This is a genomic window from Pantoea sp. X-Soil-YNGN-775 (assembly GCF_059730575.1).
This window is the reverse complement of sequence record NZ_AP035945.1, coordinates 3,541,472-3,556,893: the sequence shown is the minus strand read 5'-3', so window position 1 is coordinate 3,556,893 and position 15,422 is coordinate 3,541,472. Positions and strand designations below refer to the sequence as shown.

The 15,422-nt window shown below is 57.1% G+C and carries 15 protein-coding genes; 11 read left to right on the top strand and 4 right to left on the bottom strand.

Annotated features, from left to right (window positions below; translation table 11 throughout):
• Positions 1-200 precede the first annotated feature (200 nt).
• From nudF to AC6I8I_RS16500, 6 genes are all read left to right on the top strand, one after another.
• Positions 201-836, top strand: a complete 636-nt coding sequence (gene nudF / locus AC6I8I_RS16525) for an ADP-ribose diphosphatase (protein WP_031376507.1) — start codon at positions 201-203, stop codon at positions 834-836.
• Entirely contained in the window at positions 833-1,258 is a 426-nt protein-coding gene (locus tag AC6I8I_RS16520; protein WP_312053110.1) for a DUF1249 family protein, read from the top strand. Before nudF ends, AC6I8I_RS16520 begins: the two co-directional genes overlap by 4 nt.
• Positions 1,259-1,300: 42 nt before the next feature.
• Positions 1,301-2,128, top strand: a complete 828-nt coding sequence (gene cpdA, locus AC6I8I_RS16515) for a 3',5'-cyclic-AMP phosphodiesterase (protein WP_312053108.1) — start codon at positions 1,301-1,303, stop codon at positions 2,126-2,128.
• 3 nt (positions 2,129-2,131) lie between these two features.
• Entirely contained in the window at positions 2,132-2,713 is a 582-nt protein-coding gene (gene yqiA, locus AC6I8I_RS16510) for an esterase YqiA (RefSeq protein WP_312053106.1), read from the top strand.
• A gap of 49 nt (positions 2,714-2,762) precedes the next feature.
• Positions 2,763-4,658: a DNA topoisomerase IV subunit B gene (gene parE / locus AC6I8I_RS16505; protein ID WP_031376511.1), complete on the top strand. Its 1,896-nt coding sequence runs from the start codon at positions 2,763-2,765 to the stop codon at positions 4,656-4,658.
• A 107-nt stretch (positions 4,659-4,765) separates the two neighbouring features.
• A complete protein-coding gene (locus tag AC6I8I_RS16500; RefSeq protein WP_497828088.1) occupies positions 4,766-5,665 on the top strand; it encodes a LysR substrate-binding domain-containing protein in 900 nt (299 codons plus the stop codon).
• 299 nt (positions 5,666-5,964) lie between these two features.
• Here the strand turns inward: AC6I8I_RS16500 and AC6I8I_RS16495 are convergent, their stop codons facing one another.
• Together AC6I8I_RS16495 and AC6I8I_RS16490 are read right to left on the bottom strand one after the other, a co-directional pair.
• Positions 5,965-6,273, bottom strand: coding sequence for a putative quinol monooxygenase (locus AC6I8I_RS16495; protein ID WP_312053102.1), 309 nt, complete (start codon positions 6,271-6,273; stop codon positions 5,965-5,967).
• 47 nt (positions 6,274-6,320) lie between these two features.
• Complete coding sequence (locus AC6I8I_RS16490; protein ID WP_497828087.1) at positions 6,321-6,902, bottom strand: NAD(P)H-dependent oxidoreductase; 582 nt, start codon at positions 6,900-6,902, stop codon at positions 6,321-6,323.
• Positions 6,903-7,064: 162 nt separating this feature from the next.
• On the opposite strand from AC6I8I_RS16490, the gene AC6I8I_RS16485 reads away from it, so the two are divergent.
• The 4 genes from AC6I8I_RS16485 (at position 7,065) to ftsP (ending at position 12,632) form a co-directional block, all read left to right on the top strand.
• On the top strand, positions 7,065-7,832 hold the full coding sequence (locus tag AC6I8I_RS16485) for a transporter substrate-binding domain-containing protein (RefSeq protein ID WP_497828086.1): 768 nt from the start codon (positions 7,065-7,067) through the stop codon (positions 7,830-7,832).
• 167 nt (positions 7,833-7,999) lie between these two features.
• On the top strand, positions 8,000-10,273 hold the full coding sequence (gene parC, locus AC6I8I_RS16480) for a DNA topoisomerase IV subunit A (protein ID WP_312053096.1): 2,274 nt from the start codon (positions 8,000-8,002) through the stop codon (positions 10,271-10,273).
• A 45-nt stretch (positions 10,274-10,318) separates the two neighbouring features.
• Positions 10,319-11,056, top strand: a complete 738-nt coding sequence (locus AC6I8I_RS16475) for a 1-acylglycerol-3-phosphate O-acyltransferase (protein WP_312053095.1) — start codon at positions 10,319-10,321, stop codon at positions 11,054-11,056.
• Between the two features lie 145 nt (positions 11,057-11,201).
• Positions 11,202-12,632 (top strand): cell division protein FtsP, encoded by a 1,431-nt coding sequence (gene ftsP / locus AC6I8I_RS16470; protein ID WP_312053094.1) that lies wholly within the window; start codon positions 11,202-11,204, stop codon positions 12,630-12,632.
• A gap of 91 nt (positions 12,633-12,723) precedes the next feature.
• Here the strand turns inward: ftsP and dkgA are convergent, their stop codons facing one another.
• Positions 12,724-13,551, bottom strand: coding sequence for a 2,5-didehydrogluconate reductase DkgA (dkgA, locus tag AC6I8I_RS16465; protein ID WP_497828085.1), 828 nt, complete (start codon positions 13,549-13,551; stop codon positions 12,724-12,726).
• Between the two features lie 204 nt (positions 13,552-13,755).
• Here dkgA and AC6I8I_RS16460 point away from each other — a divergent pair, with 204 nt between their 5' ends.
• Positions 13,756-14,664: an AraC family transcriptional regulator gene (locus tag AC6I8I_RS16460; protein ID WP_497828084.1), complete on the top strand. Its 909-nt coding sequence runs from the start codon at positions 13,756-13,758 to the stop codon at positions 14,662-14,664.
• Positions 14,665-14,697: 33 nt separating this feature from the next.
• Here the strand turns inward: AC6I8I_RS16460 and AC6I8I_RS16455 are convergent, their stop codons facing one another.
• Positions 14,698-15,360 (bottom strand): DedA family protein, encoded by a 663-nt coding sequence (locus AC6I8I_RS16455; protein WP_312053090.1) that lies wholly within the window; start codon positions 15,358-15,360, stop codon positions 14,698-14,700.
• Between the last annotated feature and the right edge of the window lie 62 nt (positions 15,361-15,422).

The following is a 15,422-nucleotide window of genomic DNA, read 5'->3' as shown; positions in this document are numbered from 1 at the left end:
GTTGCAGCAAATTGCAGTGGTAGCGCTGCCGGGTAAGCCAAAAAATTATCGCCGATTCTAGCAGAGGGCAACTGTGAGATAAGTTGGCTGAACGTGCCTTCTTCCCCTAATTTACGTAAATAATTCAGAAAGAACCACTCAGATGGAGCACTGTGCCAGGCTTTTTTCGCTCCACCCCAATCTGCATAAGGAACCAGATGATGTCGGAAGAAAAAAAATCCCCTGTGACTTTTACAAAAAACGATGTAGAAATTATTGCACGCGAAACCGTCTACGATGGTTTTTTTTCAGTTGTACGCTATCGCTTCCGTCACCGCCGTTTTAATGGCGAAATGAGTGCCGAAGTGCAGCGCGAAGTTTTTGAGCGCGGACATGCTGCCGTGCTGCTACCTTATGATCCCTTACGCGACGAAGTGGTGCTGATCGAACAGATCCGCATCCCGGCCTATGACAGCAGTGCATCACCCTGGCTGCTGGAGATGGTGGCCGGCATTATCGATCCCGGTGAAACCGTTGAGCAGGTGGTGCGTCGCGAAGCGGTTGAAGAAGCAGGATTACAGGTCGGACGGATTAAGCCAATGCTTAATTACCTGGCCAGCCCCGGCGGTACCAGTGAACGTTTATCGGTGCTGATTGGGGAAGTGGATGCCAGCCAGGCAACAGGATGCCATGGTCTGGAGGAAGAGAATGAGGATATTCTTGTCCATGTGGTGAGCCGCGAACAGGCTTATCGCTGGGTGGAAGAGGGGATTATTGATAATGCGGCGTCTGTCATCGCCTTGCAATGGCTGGCACTGCACCATGAGAAACTACGAGAAGAGTGGATACCACAATGAAACAGCGCTATACCCCTGACTTTCCCGAAATGATGCGGCTGTGCGAAACCAATTTCGCCCAGTTACGCCGCCTGCTGCCACGCGACGATCAAGCGGGTGCATCGGTGATCTATCAGGTGAGTGGCGCCCGTTATCAGTTGACGATTCAGGAGTCGACGCGCTACACCACGCTGGTGGAGATCCGCCAGGTGGCGCCCGCCGTGAGCTACTGGAGCCTGCCTTCAATGTCGGTGCGGCTCTATCACGATGCGATGGTCGCCGAAGTGTGTTCAACGCAACAGATCTATCGTTTCAAAGCGCGCTATGATTATCCTAATAAAAAACTGCATCAGCGTGATGAAAAACATCAGATAAACCAGTTTCTCGCTGACTGGTTGCGCTACTGCCTGGCGCACGGCGCGATGGCAGTTCCGGTCTGCTGATGCGTATAATGCGTTAAATGGCGTGGAGACGAAGGAAACGCTTTGGATAGCCTGCTAACTCTTCCTGCAGCGAACGGTTCCGCAATCAGGATTCTGCAAATCACGGACACCCACCTGTTCGCAGGAAAACATGAATCGCTACTTGGGGTGAACACCTGGTCGAGCTATAAGGCGGTCCTGGATGCGATTATTGCGCAGCATCGGGACTATGACCTGATCATCGCCACCGGCGATCTGGCCCAGGACCACTCTGTTGAAGCCTATCAGCATTTTGCTGAGGGTATTTCACGTTTGCCCAGACCCTGCGTCTGGCTGCCCGGCAACCACGATTTCCAGCCTGCAATGGTCGATACCTTAGCTGACGCCCACATTAATCCGCACAAACAGGTGCTGATCGGCGAGCAGTGGCAGATTGTCCTGCTCGACAGCCAGGTGTTCGGCGTACCGCACGGCATGCTGAGCGACTATCAGCTGGAGTGGCTGGAAAATGCGCTGGCGCGCTATCCGCAACGGCACACTCTGGTGTTGCTGCATCACCATCCGCTGGCGTCCGGCTGCACCTGGCTTGACCAGCACAGCCTGCGTAATTCGCATCAGCTGGATGCGGTGCTGCAACAGTTTCCGCTGGCGAAAACGCTGGTCTGTGGCCATATCCATCAGGAGCTGGACGTCGAGTGGCACGGCCGCCGGGTCCTGGCCACGCCTTCCACCTGCGTGCAGTTCAAACCGCACTGCACCAGCTTCGCGATTGATACCGTGGCACCGGGCTGGCGCTGGTTTACCCTGCACCCGGACGGTCAGCTTGAAACCGAGGTTAACCGTCTGGATACCGACATCTTCCGTCCCGATTTAGACTCTGAAGGATACTGACCGATGGCGGCGCTGCTTTATCTGCACGGTTTCAACAGTTCACCCCAGTCGGCGAAAGCGACGCAGTTCCGTCAGTGGCTACAGGCAACGCATCCGGCGATCGAGATGATCGTGCCGCAGCTGCCAACCTTTCCGGCCGATGCCGCCGCGATGCTGGAAGAGTTAGTGCTGAGCCGCAGCGGTGAAACTCTGGGTCTGGTTGGCTCTTCTCTCGGCGGTTATTATGCCACCTGGCTGTCGCAATGTTTTATGCTGCCCGCCGTGGTGGTCAATCCTGCGGTACGGCCTTTTGAGTTGCTGGCGGATTACCTTGGCGACAATCAGAATCCCTACACCGGCCAGCAATATGTGTTAGAGTCACGCCACATTTACGATCTGAAAGTAATGCAGATTGAACCGCTGGAAGCGCCCGATTTACTCTGGCTGCTGCAACAAACCGGCGATGAAGTTCTCGATTACCGTCAGGCGCTCGACTATTACAGCGCGTGCCGCCATACGGTTGAAGAGGGCGGAAACCATACATTTACTGGATTCGAGCGCCATTTCCCGCAGATTCTGGACTTTCTCGGTCTGAATCATCCCTGAGTAATGCGGAAATCGCACCCCATTTCACCCTTCTAATCAGACATTTACGATGAGTCAATCAAACTATAACGCGGATGCCATTGAGGTCCTGACTGGCCTTGAGCCTGTTCGCCGTCGCCCGGGCATGTACACCGACACGACGCGGCCCAACCATTTGGGTCAGGAAGTGATTGATAACAGCGTCGATGAGGCGCTGGGCGGCCACGCGAAGCGGGTTGAAGTGATTCTGCACGCCGATCAATCACTGGAAGTTATTGATGATGGTCGCGGCATGCCGGTGGATATTCACCCGGAAGAGGGCGTGCCTGCGGTGGAACTGATCCTCTGTCGTCTGCACGCAGGCGGCAAGTTCTCCAACAAAAACTATCAGTTCTCGGGCGGCCTGCACGGCGTCGGCATTTCGGTGGTGAACGCCCTGTCAAAACGGGTGGAAGTCACGGTACGCCGTAATGGCGAAGTGTATGACATCGCCTTTGAAAATGGCGAAAAGGTGCAGGAACTGACGGTCACCGGCACGGTGGCTAAGCGCAATACCGGCACCCGCGTGCACTTCTGGCCGGATGAAAGTTTCTTCGACAGCCCGCGCTTCTCGGTATCGCGCCTGTCGCACCTGCTGAAAGCCAAAGCGGTGCTCTGTCCGGGCGTCGAAATCGTCTTTAAAGACAAGCTGAATAACACCGAGCAGCGCTGGTGCTACGAAGATGGCCTGACTGACTATCTGTGCGAAGCGGTTAACGGGCTGCCAACGCTGCCGGAAAAACCGTTCGTCGGCAGTTTTGCCGGTGACGTTGAAGCGGTCGACTGGGCACTGTTGTGGCTGCCGGAAGGCGGCGAACTGCTCACCGAAAGCTACGTTAACCTGATCCCGACTATGCAGGGCGGTACCCACGTTAACGGTCTGCGTCAGGGCCTGCTGGATGCGATGCGTGAATTCTGTGAATACCGCAACATCCTGCCGCGCGGCGTAAAACTCTCCGCAGAAGATATCTGGGATCGCTGCGCCTACGTGCTGTCAGTGAAGATGCAGGATCCGCAGTTTGCCGGTCAAACCAAAGAGCGCCTTTCTTCACGTCAGTGCGCGGCCTTTGTGTCGGGCGTGGTAAAAGATGCCTTCAGCCTGTGGCTCAACCAGAACGTGCAGGCGGCTGAGCAGCTGGCCGAACTGGCAATTTCCAGCGCCCAGCGTCGCCTGCGCGCGGCGAAGAAAGTGGTGCGTAAAAAGCTCACCAGCGGCCCGGCGTTGCCTGGCAAACTGGCGGACTGTACCGCGCAGGATCTGAATAAGACCGAACTGTTCCTGGTCGAAGGGGATTCAGCCGGTGGATCGGCTAAGCAGGCGCGCGATCGTGAATATCAGGCGATCATGCCGCTGAAAGGTAAGATCCTTAACACCTGGGAAGTCTCTTCGGATGAAGTGCTGGCCTCGCAGGAAGTGCACGATATTTCCGTGGCGATCGGTATCGATCCCGACAGTGAAGATCTTTCGCAGCTGCGCTACGGCAAAGTCTGCATTCTGGCGGATGCGGACTCCGATGGTCTGCATATCGCGACCTTACTCTGCGCGCTGTTTGTGAAGCATTTCCGTTCGCTGGTTAAAGGCGGTCACGTCTATGTGGCGATGCCGCCGCTCTACCGCATCGATCTGGGCAAAGAGGTTTACTACGCGCTGGATGAAGATGAGAAAGAGGGCGTGCTGGAGCAGCTGAAGCGTAAAAAGGGCAAACCTAACGTCCAGCGCTTTAAAGGGCTGGGTGAGATGAACCCGCTGCAGCTGCGTGAAACCACTCTGGATCCCAATACCCGCCGGCTGGTGCAGCTGACCATCAGTGATGAAGACGTCGACCAGACGTTACGTATGATGGATATGCTGTTGGCGAAAAAACGTTCCGAAGACCGGCGAAACTGGTTGCAGGAAAAAGGCGACATGGCCGACATCGAAGTATAAAAAAACAGGACGCGCCAGCGTCCTGTTTTACAGGTGGCGCGCGTCAATCCTGACCGGTGGGCAACAAGCCGCCCGCGAAGGCCTACACAGCAGAGACAGCAGCAATTGTGAAAATTACACTGGAAGAGTTACGTGCCTGGGTCGCGGTAGTGGATAGCGGATCGATTACCGCCGCAGCCGACCAGCTGGCGCAGACCAGTTCAGGCATCAGTCGCGCCTTAAGTCGGCTGGAAAGCAAACTGCAAACCACCCTGCTTCATCGCACCACCCGACGGCTGGCACTGACAGAGGAAGGGCAGGTATTTCTGGAGCATGCGCGTCAGATTCTGGCGTCGGTAGAGCAGGCGGAAGAGCAGATTGCCCAGCGGCGCGAGATGCCTTCAGGACGGCTGCGGGTCAATGCCGCCACCCCGTTTATGCTGCACGTGATTGTGCCGCTGGTGGATGCGTTTCGCGCGCAATATCCGCTGATTCAGCTGGAACTCAATACCGACGATATTCTGATCGATCTGCTGGAGCAGCAAACCGATATTGCCATTCGCATCGGCGAACTGCGCGATTCCACGCTGCGGGCGCGGATGCTGGGCAGCAGTGCCATTCGTCTGATGGCCAGCCCGGCCTACCTGGCGAAAGCCGGCACGCCGCAAACTGTCGCCGATCTTGAACAGCATCAGATCATCGGTTTCAGTCATCTTGATAATCACAACGTCTGGCCGGTCTGGCAGCCCGACGGCGAGTTTATGCGGATCAAGCCAACGCTCTCCGCCTCCAGTGGCGAAACCATCCGACAGCTGGTGCTGGCCGGGCAGGGCATTGCGCGCCTCTCCGACTTTGTCAGCCGGGAAGATTGCGCCGCCGGACGGCTGGTGCCGGTATTGCCCGATGAAACCCGCGAACTGCGGCTGCCGGTTCACGCGGTCTACTATCGCAACACCACGCTCTCCTCACGTATTGGCTGCTTTCTCGATTTTCTTCGCACCGAGATCGACCGTCGCCAGCTGCTATAAGCTTTGATGTCATCATAAAAAACCCCTGCCACGAGGCAGAGGTTTGAGGAGGCTGATAAGGTCTGGCTGGATTCGCTGTGGGAGGGTGCATGCGCAGGGAACAGGGTCAGATCCGAAAGGCCCAGCAACCGCCATCCATGGTACGCTCGACCCGCGCCGTCTCTGGCGCGGGACGCTTTCCTCTTCTGACCATACTCTCTGCGCGTTGAGCTAATGTATCGCTGCGAGAGGCACCCTGCTTCAGGCTTATCGCCAGACTCTGCCCGGTTACAGAACAGGGGGCAGGGCTTCAGCAATCATCAGGCACTGGGTTCCAGCACCAGGATTTTCACATCCACTACATCATCTTTAATGATGGCGCGATGCGCATCCATGTGCGGCATCTGCTGATGCTGCTCCAGATGACGCAGCGTTTCCCACTGTTCCAGCATAAAAATGGAGTCCGGCGAGTTCTGTTTCCACGGCACCTGTGCCTGATGGTCCAGCAGCGCATCATACTGGTGGCATCCCTCTTCCTGCAGCACGGTCGGGATCAGCGCTTTCACGGCCTCAAGCACCGCCTGACGGCGGCCGGGTTTTACACAAATTTCAGCAACGACTGTTAACATTAGCGGATTCCTCTTTCGCGGGAGATAAAGCTTAACGGCAGCCTGACTCAGGCAAAAACGCGCGTCAGATGGGCGCGATAGGCCGCAATGTCACGCGGTACATCAGGCTGCTTGATCACGTCATTACAGATAAAGGTCGGCAGGGCTTCCATACCCAGGAACTGGTTGGCTTTATGGAAGTGCAGGTAAAGCCCATCCACGCCAACGCCTTCAAAGAACTGCTCCGGATCGGTAAACGCCTGCAGTGGCGCATTCCAGGTCAGTGACAGCATATACTTTTTGCCCTGCAGCAGACCGCCGGAACCATATTTTTTGGCGGCGTCAGAGCGGGTGCGGCCATCACTGGCGTACAGCGAACCGTGACCTTCGGTAAAGACTTCATCAATGTAGCGCTTAACGGTCCAGGGTTCACCCATCCACCAGCCTGGCATCTGATAAATAATCACATCGCTGTCGACATATTTTTGTACTTCGTCAGCCACCACGTAGTCGCTGTCCGCCACGGTGACAGAAACTTCATGGCCCATATCACGCAGCTGGCTGGCGGCGATGTCGGTCAAAGTGTGGTTCAGTTCGCCTTTTGAGTGGGCAAAGGTTTTACCGCCGTCGATAATTAAGATCTTACTCATTTGAATATCTGCTCCGTTTTCTGTGTATGACGCTCAGCTTACGCGCGAAGCGGTGACAGAGAAATGGGAGGCTGATCACAACACTTTTGCTGTAGCGGCAACAATACGCCGATTTATGGCACCATTCAGTACGCAAACCAACCTGCCTGAGAAAACAAAATAATGAAAAAAATTGTCATCCTTGCTCTGCTGCTGGCCAGCGGTGCCGCTCAGGCCCAGTCACGTCTGGACAGTGTCCTCAGCAGTAAAGTGCTGAAAGTCTGTACCACCGGCGACTACAAGCCTTACAGCTTTCTGCGTCCCGACGGCCAGTATGAAGGGCTGGATATCAGCATGGCGAAGGCGCTGGCCGCCTCGCTGGGCGCGAAAGTAGAATGGGTAGCCACCAGCTGGAAAACCCTGATGCCCGATTTTCTGGCGAAGCAGTGTGATATCGCGCTGGGTGGCGTGTCCGTTACCCTGAAGCGGCAGCAGACCGCCTGGTTCGCTCAGCCGCTCGGCGTGGACGGCAAAATCCCGCTGGTGCGCTGCGCCGATAAGGATCGCTATCAGACGCTGGAGCAGCTCAATCGCCCGGAGGTCCGTCTGGTGGAGCCGGCGGGCGGCACCAATGAAGCCTTTGTTCACAGCCATCTGCCGCAGGCCACGCTGACCCTGTTCCACGATAACGTCACCATCTTCCAGCAGCTGGTCGACAACCACGCTGATGTGATGATCACCGATGCCTCTGAGGCGCGCTATCAGCAGCAGCGCTTCCCGACGCTGTGTGCGATCAATGCCGATCGGCCGCTGCAATATGGTGAAAAAGCTTACATGATCCCGCGCGATGACCTCAGCTGGAAACTCTATGTTGATCAGTGGCTGCACCTCAGCACCGCCACCGGTGAGTACCGCGAGATCGCCCGACAGTGGATAGGTGCACAGCCGTAATGCATTCTGTCTGATCCCCGCTCAGCTGACGGCGTAACCCCCGCCAGCTGAGCGCCTGTCACCGCGCGCTTCCCCTGTGACTAACACCGGCGAATAAGGTACTATCCTCGCCAAACCACCGCCGGGTGTCCCGCCGTTGTGGGCCACGATGTGAGGATGAGAAATTAATGAGTGAACTGACGCAGGATGGTGCAGAGCGTCTTGCCCTGCACACATTTACTGAGAATGCGTACTTAAACTATTCGATGTACGTCATCATGGACCGCGCGTTGCCCTACATTGGTGACGGGCTAAAGCCGGTACAGCGACGCATTATCTACGCGATGTCCGAGCTGGGCCTCACCGCCAGCGCCAAATTTAAAAAATCGGCGCGAACCGTGGGTGACGTGCTGGGTAAATACCATCCGCACGGCGACAGCGCCTGCTATGAAGCGATGGTATTAATGGCGCAGCCGTTCTCTTATCGCTATCCGCTGGTGGATGGACAGGGTAACTGGGGCGCACCGGACGATCCTAAATCCTTCGCCGCGATGCGTTACACCGAATCCCGCCTGTCAAAATATGCGGAACTGCTGCTGGGTGAGCTGGGTCAGGGCACGGTCGATTACCAGCCGAATTTTGATGGCACCCTGCAGGAGCCGAAGATGCTGCCGGCGCGGTTGCCGAACATTCTGCTGAACGGCACCACCGGTATCGCGGTCGGTATGGCGACCGATATTCCACCGCATAACCTGCGTGAAGTGGCGCAGGCGGCGATCACCCTGATCGACCATCCCAAAACCACGCTGGATGCGCTGCTGGATATCGTGCAGGGCCCGGATTATCCGACCGAGGCGGAGATCATTACGCCGCGTGACGAGATCCGCAAAATCTATCAGAACGGGCGCGGATCTATTCGCCAGCGTGCGGTGTGGAAGAAGGAAGAGGGCGAGGTGGTGATCACCGCGCTGCCGCATCAGGTGTCAGGCGCGCGGGTACTGGAACAGATCGCCAGCCAGATGCGCAATAAAAAGCTGCCGATGGTCGAGGACCTGCGTGACGAATCGGATCATGAGAATCCGACCCGTCTGGTGATTGTGCCACGCTCTAACCGGGTCGATCTTGATCAGGTGATGAACCATCTGTTCGCCACCACCGACCTGGAAAAGAGCTACCGGGTAAACCTCAACATGATTGGCCTGGACAACCGTCCGGCGGTTAAAAACCTGCACGAAATCCTGTCGGAATGGCTGGTGTTCCGCCGTGATACGGTAAAACGTCGCCTTAATCACCGGCTCGACCGCGTGCTGCGTCGTCTGCATATCCTCGACGGTTTGCTGGTGGCCTTCCTCAATATCGATGAAGTGATCCACATCATCCGTACCGAAGATGAGCCGAAGCCGGTGCTGATGTCACGCTTTGAGCTGAGCGAAACCCAGGCTGAATCGATCCTCGAACTGAAGTTACGCCACCTGGCGAAGCTGGAAGAGGTGAAGATCCGCGCTGAGCAGGCCGAGCTGGAGAAAGAACGCGATCAGCTGCAGGCGACGCTGGCTTCTGAACGCAAGATGAACACCCTGCTGAAGAAAGAGTTACAGGCCGACAGCGCCAGCTATGGCGACGAGCGTCGTTCTCCGCTGCGCGAACGTGAAGAAGCGAAGGCGCTGAGCGAAACCGAGCTGATCCCGTCTGAGCCGGTGACCATTGTGCTGTCGCAGATGGGCTGGGTGCGCAGCGCCAAAGGGCATGATATCGATCCTGCCGGGCTGAGCTACAAAGCGGGCGACAGTTACCTGGCCGCCGCACGCGGTAAGAGCAACCAGCCGGTGGCCTTTATCGACTCCACCGGACGCAGCTACACGCTGGATCCGACCTCGCTGCCGTCGGCACGCGGGCAGGGCGAGCCGTTGACCGGTAAGCTGACGCCGCCGCCGGGTGCGGTGGTTGAGCAGGTGCTGATGGAGCCGGATGAGCAGCGCTTACTGATGGCCTCTGATGCAGGCTATGGCTTTATCTGCACCTTTGCCGATCTGGTCTCGCGTAACCGCGCCGGTAAAGCGCTGCTGACGCTGCCGGAAAACGCCCGGGTGATGACGCCGATGGCGGTGCATCATGAAGATGACATGCTGCTGGCGATCACCCAGGCGGGACGGATGCTGATGTTCCCGGTGGGTGAACTGCCGCAAATGTCGAAGGGCAAGGGCAACAAGATTATCTCGATCCCTGCCGCTGAAGCTGCCGCCGGTCAGGATAAACTGGCGTGGCTGATGATTCTGCCACCGGGCAGCGCCATTACCCTGCACGTCGGCAAGCGTAAGATGCTGCTGCGCAGTGAAGAACTGCAAAAATTCCGCGCCGACCGTGGACGCCGCGGCACGCTGCTGCCGCGCGGCCTGCAAAAAATTGATCGTGTTGAACTGGATGCCCCTGCGCGTCCGGGCAGCCCGGACAGCGACGCGTAAACTACCCGGCTGACGCTGTGTCAGCCGTGGCTTAATGAGGGAACTATGTTACTGATACTGCGTACCATTATCGTGGTAATTTATTCGATACTCGTTTCTGTGTTTGGCTGTATCTGGTGTCTTTTTTCACCGCGCAATCCGCGCCACGTCGCTACTTTTGGCCGTCTGTTCGGTAAATTGTCGACGGTATTTGGCCTTAAAGTAGAACTGCGTCGACCGGAAGGGGCCGACAATTATGGTAATGCGATCTACATCGCTAACCATCAGAACAACTACGACATGGTGACCGCCGCCAAAATCGTGCAGCCAACCACGGTGACGGTCGGCAAAAAGAGTCTGTTGTGGGTGCCGTTTTTCGGTCTGCTCTACTGGCTGACCGGCAACCTGCTGATTGACCGGGATAACCGGGCGAAAGCACACGGTACTATCGGCCAGCTGGTCGATCAGTTTAACCGTAAGCGCATCTCGTTCTGGATGTTCCCGGAAGGCACCCGCAGTCGCGGACGCGGTTTACTGCCGTTTAAAACCGGTGCGTTCCACGCCGCAGTTGCAGCGGGTGTTCCGATCATCCCGATTGTGGTGTCCAATACCCACGATAAGATCAAACTGAACCGCTGGAAAAATGGGCTGGTGATCGTTGAGATGCTGCCGCCGGTTGACGTTAAACAGTTCGAGTCTTCCTCAGTGCGTAAGCTGGCAACCCATTGCCGTGAATTGATGGCGGCGAAGCTGGAAGAGCTCAACGCCGAAGTCGAAGAACGCGAAAAAAACGGTAAAATCTGACCGGCGATCGCTTCGCCGAACTATCCTGCAGGGATGCCGCACGGCGACGCGGTGATTAACCGCTCGCCGTGAACGCAGCACAGCACATAACAGCAATAAAAACAGGGTTGGCGCTGAGCGCCACGCGTAAAAGGTCAGAAGTTTTATGTCTTTCAGCAGACGTCAGTTCATCCAGCTTTCTGCTGGAGTGGCGCTTAGCGCCGGTGTTATGCCTCATGCGGCCCGTGCCGCGTCCTCAGCCAATGGTGATACGCCACTTCCGATTCCACCGTTGCTGGAATCCCGTCGCGGCCAGCCGCTGTTTTTAACCATGCAGCGCAGCCACTGGTCATTCAATGGCGACAACAACAAAGTGCCGGTGTGGGGCATTAATGGCCTCTATCTCGGCCCGACGGTGCGTGTTTACAGCGGCGACGATGTGAAGCTGATCTACAGCAATCGCCTCAATGAGCCGGTTTCAATGACCGTTAGCGGCCTGCAGTTACCGGGCGCGCTAATGGGCGGCGCACCGCGGATGATGTCCGCCGGGGTCGACTGGGCGCCGGTCCTGCCGATTCGTCAGGCGGCCTCGACCTGCTGGTACCACGCCAACACGCCAAACCGCATGGCGCCGCATATTTATAACGGGCTGGCGGGTATGTGGCTGATTGAAGATGAGGTCAGCAAGCAGTTGCCGCTGCCAAAACATTATGGCGTCGACGACTTCCCGATCATCATTCAGGACAAGCGGCTCGATAACTTCGCTACGCCGGTTTACGATCCACCGCAGGATGGCGGCTTCCTTGGCGACACGCTGCTGGTCAATGGGGTGCGTAACCCGTTTGTTGAGGTCTCGCGGGGCTGGGTGCGTCTGCGTCTGCTGAACGCCTCGAATGCGCGACGTTATGAGATGATGTTGAGCGATAACCGGCCGTTTATGGTGATAGCCAGCGATCAGGGCTATCTGCCTGCGCCGGTTGCGGTGCAGCGTCTGTCGCTGGCTCCGGGCGAACGCCGCGAAGTGTTGATCGATATGTCGCAGGGCGATGAAGTGTCGATTACCGCCGGCACCGCGGCGGGGATTATGGATCGGCTGCGCGGCTTCTTTGAGCCGTCTTCCATCCTGACCTCAACCCTGATCCTGACCTTACGGCCGACCGGCCTGCTGCCGCTGGTCACCGATAATCTGCCGATGCGGCTGCTGGCCGATCAGATTCTGGATGGGGTGGCGGTGCGCACGCGTGAATTCCGCATCGGTGACAGCATGCCGGGCATCAACGGGGCGATCTGGGATATGAACCGTATTGATACCACCGCGCAGCAGGGCACCTTTGAGCGCTGGATTGTGCATGCCGATCGGCCCCAGGCGCTGCATATTCAGGGCGTAATGTTCCTGATTAAGAGCGTCAACGGCGCGCAGCCGATGGGTGAAGATCGCGGCTGGAAAGATACGGTGTGGGTCGACGGTGATGTGGAACTGATGGTCAGCTTCCCGCAGAGTTCGTCAGACCATTTCCCGTTTGTCTATTACAGCCAGACGCTGGAACTGGCCGACCGCGGCACCGCCGGTCAACTGGTGGTGCAGCCGACCCAGTAAACCGTGCGGCGTAACGAAAAGGGCAACATTACGTTGCCCTTTTTTTCAGTGTGGCAACAGCAATGACCCGCGTCACGCCGCGCCACAAACCTTAGCCGTTAAAGGTTTCCGGATTCGGTCCCAGACGGTTGCCGCTATCCAGCTTAGTGATATCGCTGACTTCATGCTTATCCAGACGGAAGTCGAAAACCTTGAAGTTTTCTTCGATACGCGCCGGCGTCACCGATTTCGGAATCACCACCAGCCCGCTATCCAGATGCCAGCGGATGACAATCTGCGCCGGGGTTTTGCCATATTTCTTAGCCAGCGATTTAATCACTTCCTGATCAAACACGCCTTTACCGCCCTGCGCCAGCGGGCTCCAGGATTCGGTCTGAATCTGGTGCATCGCATTCCAGGCGTGCAGGGTGCGCTGCTGTAACATCGGGTGCAGCTCAATCTGGTTGACTACCGGCGTCACGCCGGTCTCATCCAGCAGGCGTTTAAGGTGGGATTCATGGAAGTTACAGACGCCGATACTTTTGGTCAGCCCCTGCTGCTGCAGCTCAATCATCTTCTTCCAGGCATCAACGTAGTGATCTTTTTCCGGACATGGCCAGTGCATCAGATAGAGGTCAACCTGCTCCAGCTGCAGTTTCTGCAGGCTGGTTTCCATCGCCTGCTGAACGTTCTGCTGATCGTCATTCCACAGCTTGGTGGTAACAAAAATCTCGTCGCGCGGCACCTCGGTTTCCTGCAGTGCCTGACCAATCGCTTCCTCATTCTTGTAGGCGGCAGCGGTATCAATCGAGCGATAGCCGACCTGTAAGGCTTTCAGCACCGCCTGACGCGCTTCGTCGATACTGGCCTGCCATACGCCCAGTCCCAGTTGCGGCATCATGTTGCCATCGTGCAGCTTGATAATCGGTTGGTCTGCCATAGTTGCTCCTTTCCGTTGCAGTTAACCAGTGAGATTTCACTGTGCTTAAGTCTAGCCAACAATTTACACCCTGCCTGGCGTGCTGAGCAGGCACGACGGCAGGGGCATGCCCGATCCGGCAAACTTCTTGCCTGATTCTGCAATCTGCTGGCGGTTCAGGCAGTGTCGCGGCACACTAAGTTTTTGTCCTGATAAGGAGTCCCAATGGCGCATGATGCTCTGTGTCACCGCCTGGCGCAGCAGGTTGTGACCTTAATGACCCACGGCCGCGATCGCCTCTGTCCGGTCAGTAATGTTTCACTGATTTATGCCAATCAGTATCGTCCGCGCACGCCGATGATGTATCAGCCCGGCATTGTGATCCTGTTTCAGGGCAGTAAAACCGGCTATCTCGGCAGCACGGTATTCCAGTATGACGCCAGCAAGTACCTGATGCTCACGGTGCCGCTGCCGGTTGAGTGCGAAACCTGGGCTTCGCCGGAGGTGCCGATCGCCGGTTTGTGCCTGAATGTCGATACCGCCAGCCTGCAGGATCTGCTGGTTGAGATTGGTGACGATGAACAGTTTCAGCCACAGCCGCTGACTTCCGGCATCCACTCGGCGTGGCTGACCGAACCGATGCTGTGTGCGGCGGAACGGCTGCTGGATGTGATGACGCAGCCGCGCGATGCCCGGGTACTGGGACCGCATATTGTGCGTGAAATTATCTATTACGTACTGACCGGTCCGATTGGCGGCGCGCTGCTGTCGCTGGTGAGTCGCCAGACCCAGTTCAGTCAGATTGCCCGGGCGCTAAGGCGCATTGAAAATCACTTCGCCGATAATCTCAGCGTCGACGCGCTGGCGGCGGAGGTGAACATGAGCGTTTCAGCTTTTCACCACAACTTTAAGGCGGTGACCCAGACTTCCCCGCTGCAGTATCTCAAACGCTATCGCCTGCATCAGGCGCGGCTGCTGATGCTGCATGATGGACTGAAAGCCAGTGCGGCGGCGGTGCGGGTTGGCTATGAAAGCCCGTCGCAGTTTTCGCGCGAGTTTAAGCGCTATTTTGGCGTCACGCCGGGCGAGGAAGTGAGTCGGGTACGTCAGACGGTGGCGGACCCTTCCGCCTGACAGGCGGTGGGTCCTCACCAGATTGGGGGAGCGTCAGGCCTGTTTCTGCCGACGTTTCTTCCAGATCACCAGAATGCTGCCGAACAGGCCGAGAAACAGTAACACCATCGGCAGCACCATCAGAATCGCCATCACCTGATCTTCATGACGCTTGATGAACGGCACCTGGCTGATGCCGTAGCCAAACGCTACCACGATGCCGACCCATAAGACGCCGCTCAGCCAGTTAAACAGCTGGAAGCGGCCATTCTGTAAGCCCGCAATGCCAGCCATGGTCGGCAGAATAGTGCGGATGAAGGCGAGAAAACGCCCCACCAGCAGCGCCATCAGACCGTGGCGGTTAAACATATTCCAGGCGCGCTGATGGTATTGCGCCGGCAGGTGCATCAGCCAGCTTTTGACCAGTCGGGTATTGCCCAGCCAGCGCCCCTGCAGATAACTCAGCCAGCAGCCGAGGCTGGCGGCAGTGGTGAGGATCACCATCGTCGGAATGAAATCCATTACGCCCTTGGCGACCATCGCTCCCGCCAGCAGCAGCAGGCTGTCGCCCGGCAGAAAAGAGGCCGGCAACAGTCCGTTTTCCAGAAACAGCGTCAGGAACATTACGCCGTACACCACCCATACTACGTCCGGATTCGCCAGCGCGGCAAAATCCTGATGCCAGAGCGCGTGGACAATCTCGTGTAAAACACCCATTAGCTATTCCATCACGTCACAAGGAGAACCCGCCTGTCAGGCTGCCGCGTCGGAAAATGCAG

Excerpts from the sequence above, each read along its gene's own strand:
- AC6I8I_RS16490 (WP_497828087.1), bottom strand. The coding sequence starts at position 6,902 with ATGAGTAAGATCTTAATTATCGACGGCGGTAAAACCTTTGCCCACTCA.
- parE (WP_031376511.1), top strand. The coding sequence starts at position 2,763 with ATGAGTCAATCAAACTATAACGCGGATGCCATTGAGGTCCTGACTGGC.
- AC6I8I_RS16460 (WP_497828084.1), top strand. The coding sequence starts at position 13,756 with ATGGCGCATGATGCTCTGTGTCACCGCCTGGCGCAGCAGGTTGTGACC.
- nudF (WP_031376507.1), top strand. The coding sequence starts at position 201 with ATGTCGGAAGAAAAAAAATCCCCTGTGACTTTTACAAAAAACGATGTA.
- yqiA (WP_312053106.1), top strand. The coding sequence starts at position 2,132 with ATGGCGGCGCTGCTTTATCTGCACGGTTTCAACAGTTCACCCCAGTCG.
- dkgA (WP_497828085.1), bottom strand. The coding sequence starts at position 13,551 with ATGGCAGACCAACCGATTATCAAGCTGCACGATGGCAACATGATGCCG.
- AC6I8I_RS16485 (WP_497828086.1), top strand. The coding sequence starts at position 7,065 with ATGAAAAAAATTGTCATCCTTGCTCTGCTGCTGGCCAGCGGTGCCGCT.
- AC6I8I_RS16475 (WP_312053095.1), top strand. The coding sequence starts at position 10,319 with ATGTTACTGATACTGCGTACCATTATCGTGGTAATTTATTCGATACTC.
- parC (WP_312053096.1), top strand. The coding sequence starts at position 8,000 with ATGAGTGAACTGACGCAGGATGGTGCAGAGCGTCTTGCCCTGCACACA.
- AC6I8I_RS16495 (WP_312053102.1), bottom strand. The coding sequence starts at position 6,273 with ATGTTAACAGTCGTTGCTGAAATTTGTGTAAAACCCGGCCGCCGTCAG.
- AC6I8I_RS16520 (WP_312053110.1), top strand. The coding sequence starts at position 833 with ATGAAACAGCGCTATACCCCTGACTTTCCCGAAATGATGCGGCTGTGC.
- ftsP (WP_312053094.1), top strand. The coding sequence starts at position 11,202 with ATGTCTTTCAGCAGACGTCAGTTCATCCAGCTTTCTGCTGGAGTGGCG.
- AC6I8I_RS16455 (WP_312053090.1), bottom strand. The coding sequence starts at position 15,360 with ATGGGTGTTTTACACGAGATTGTCCACGCGCTCTGGCATCAGGATTTT.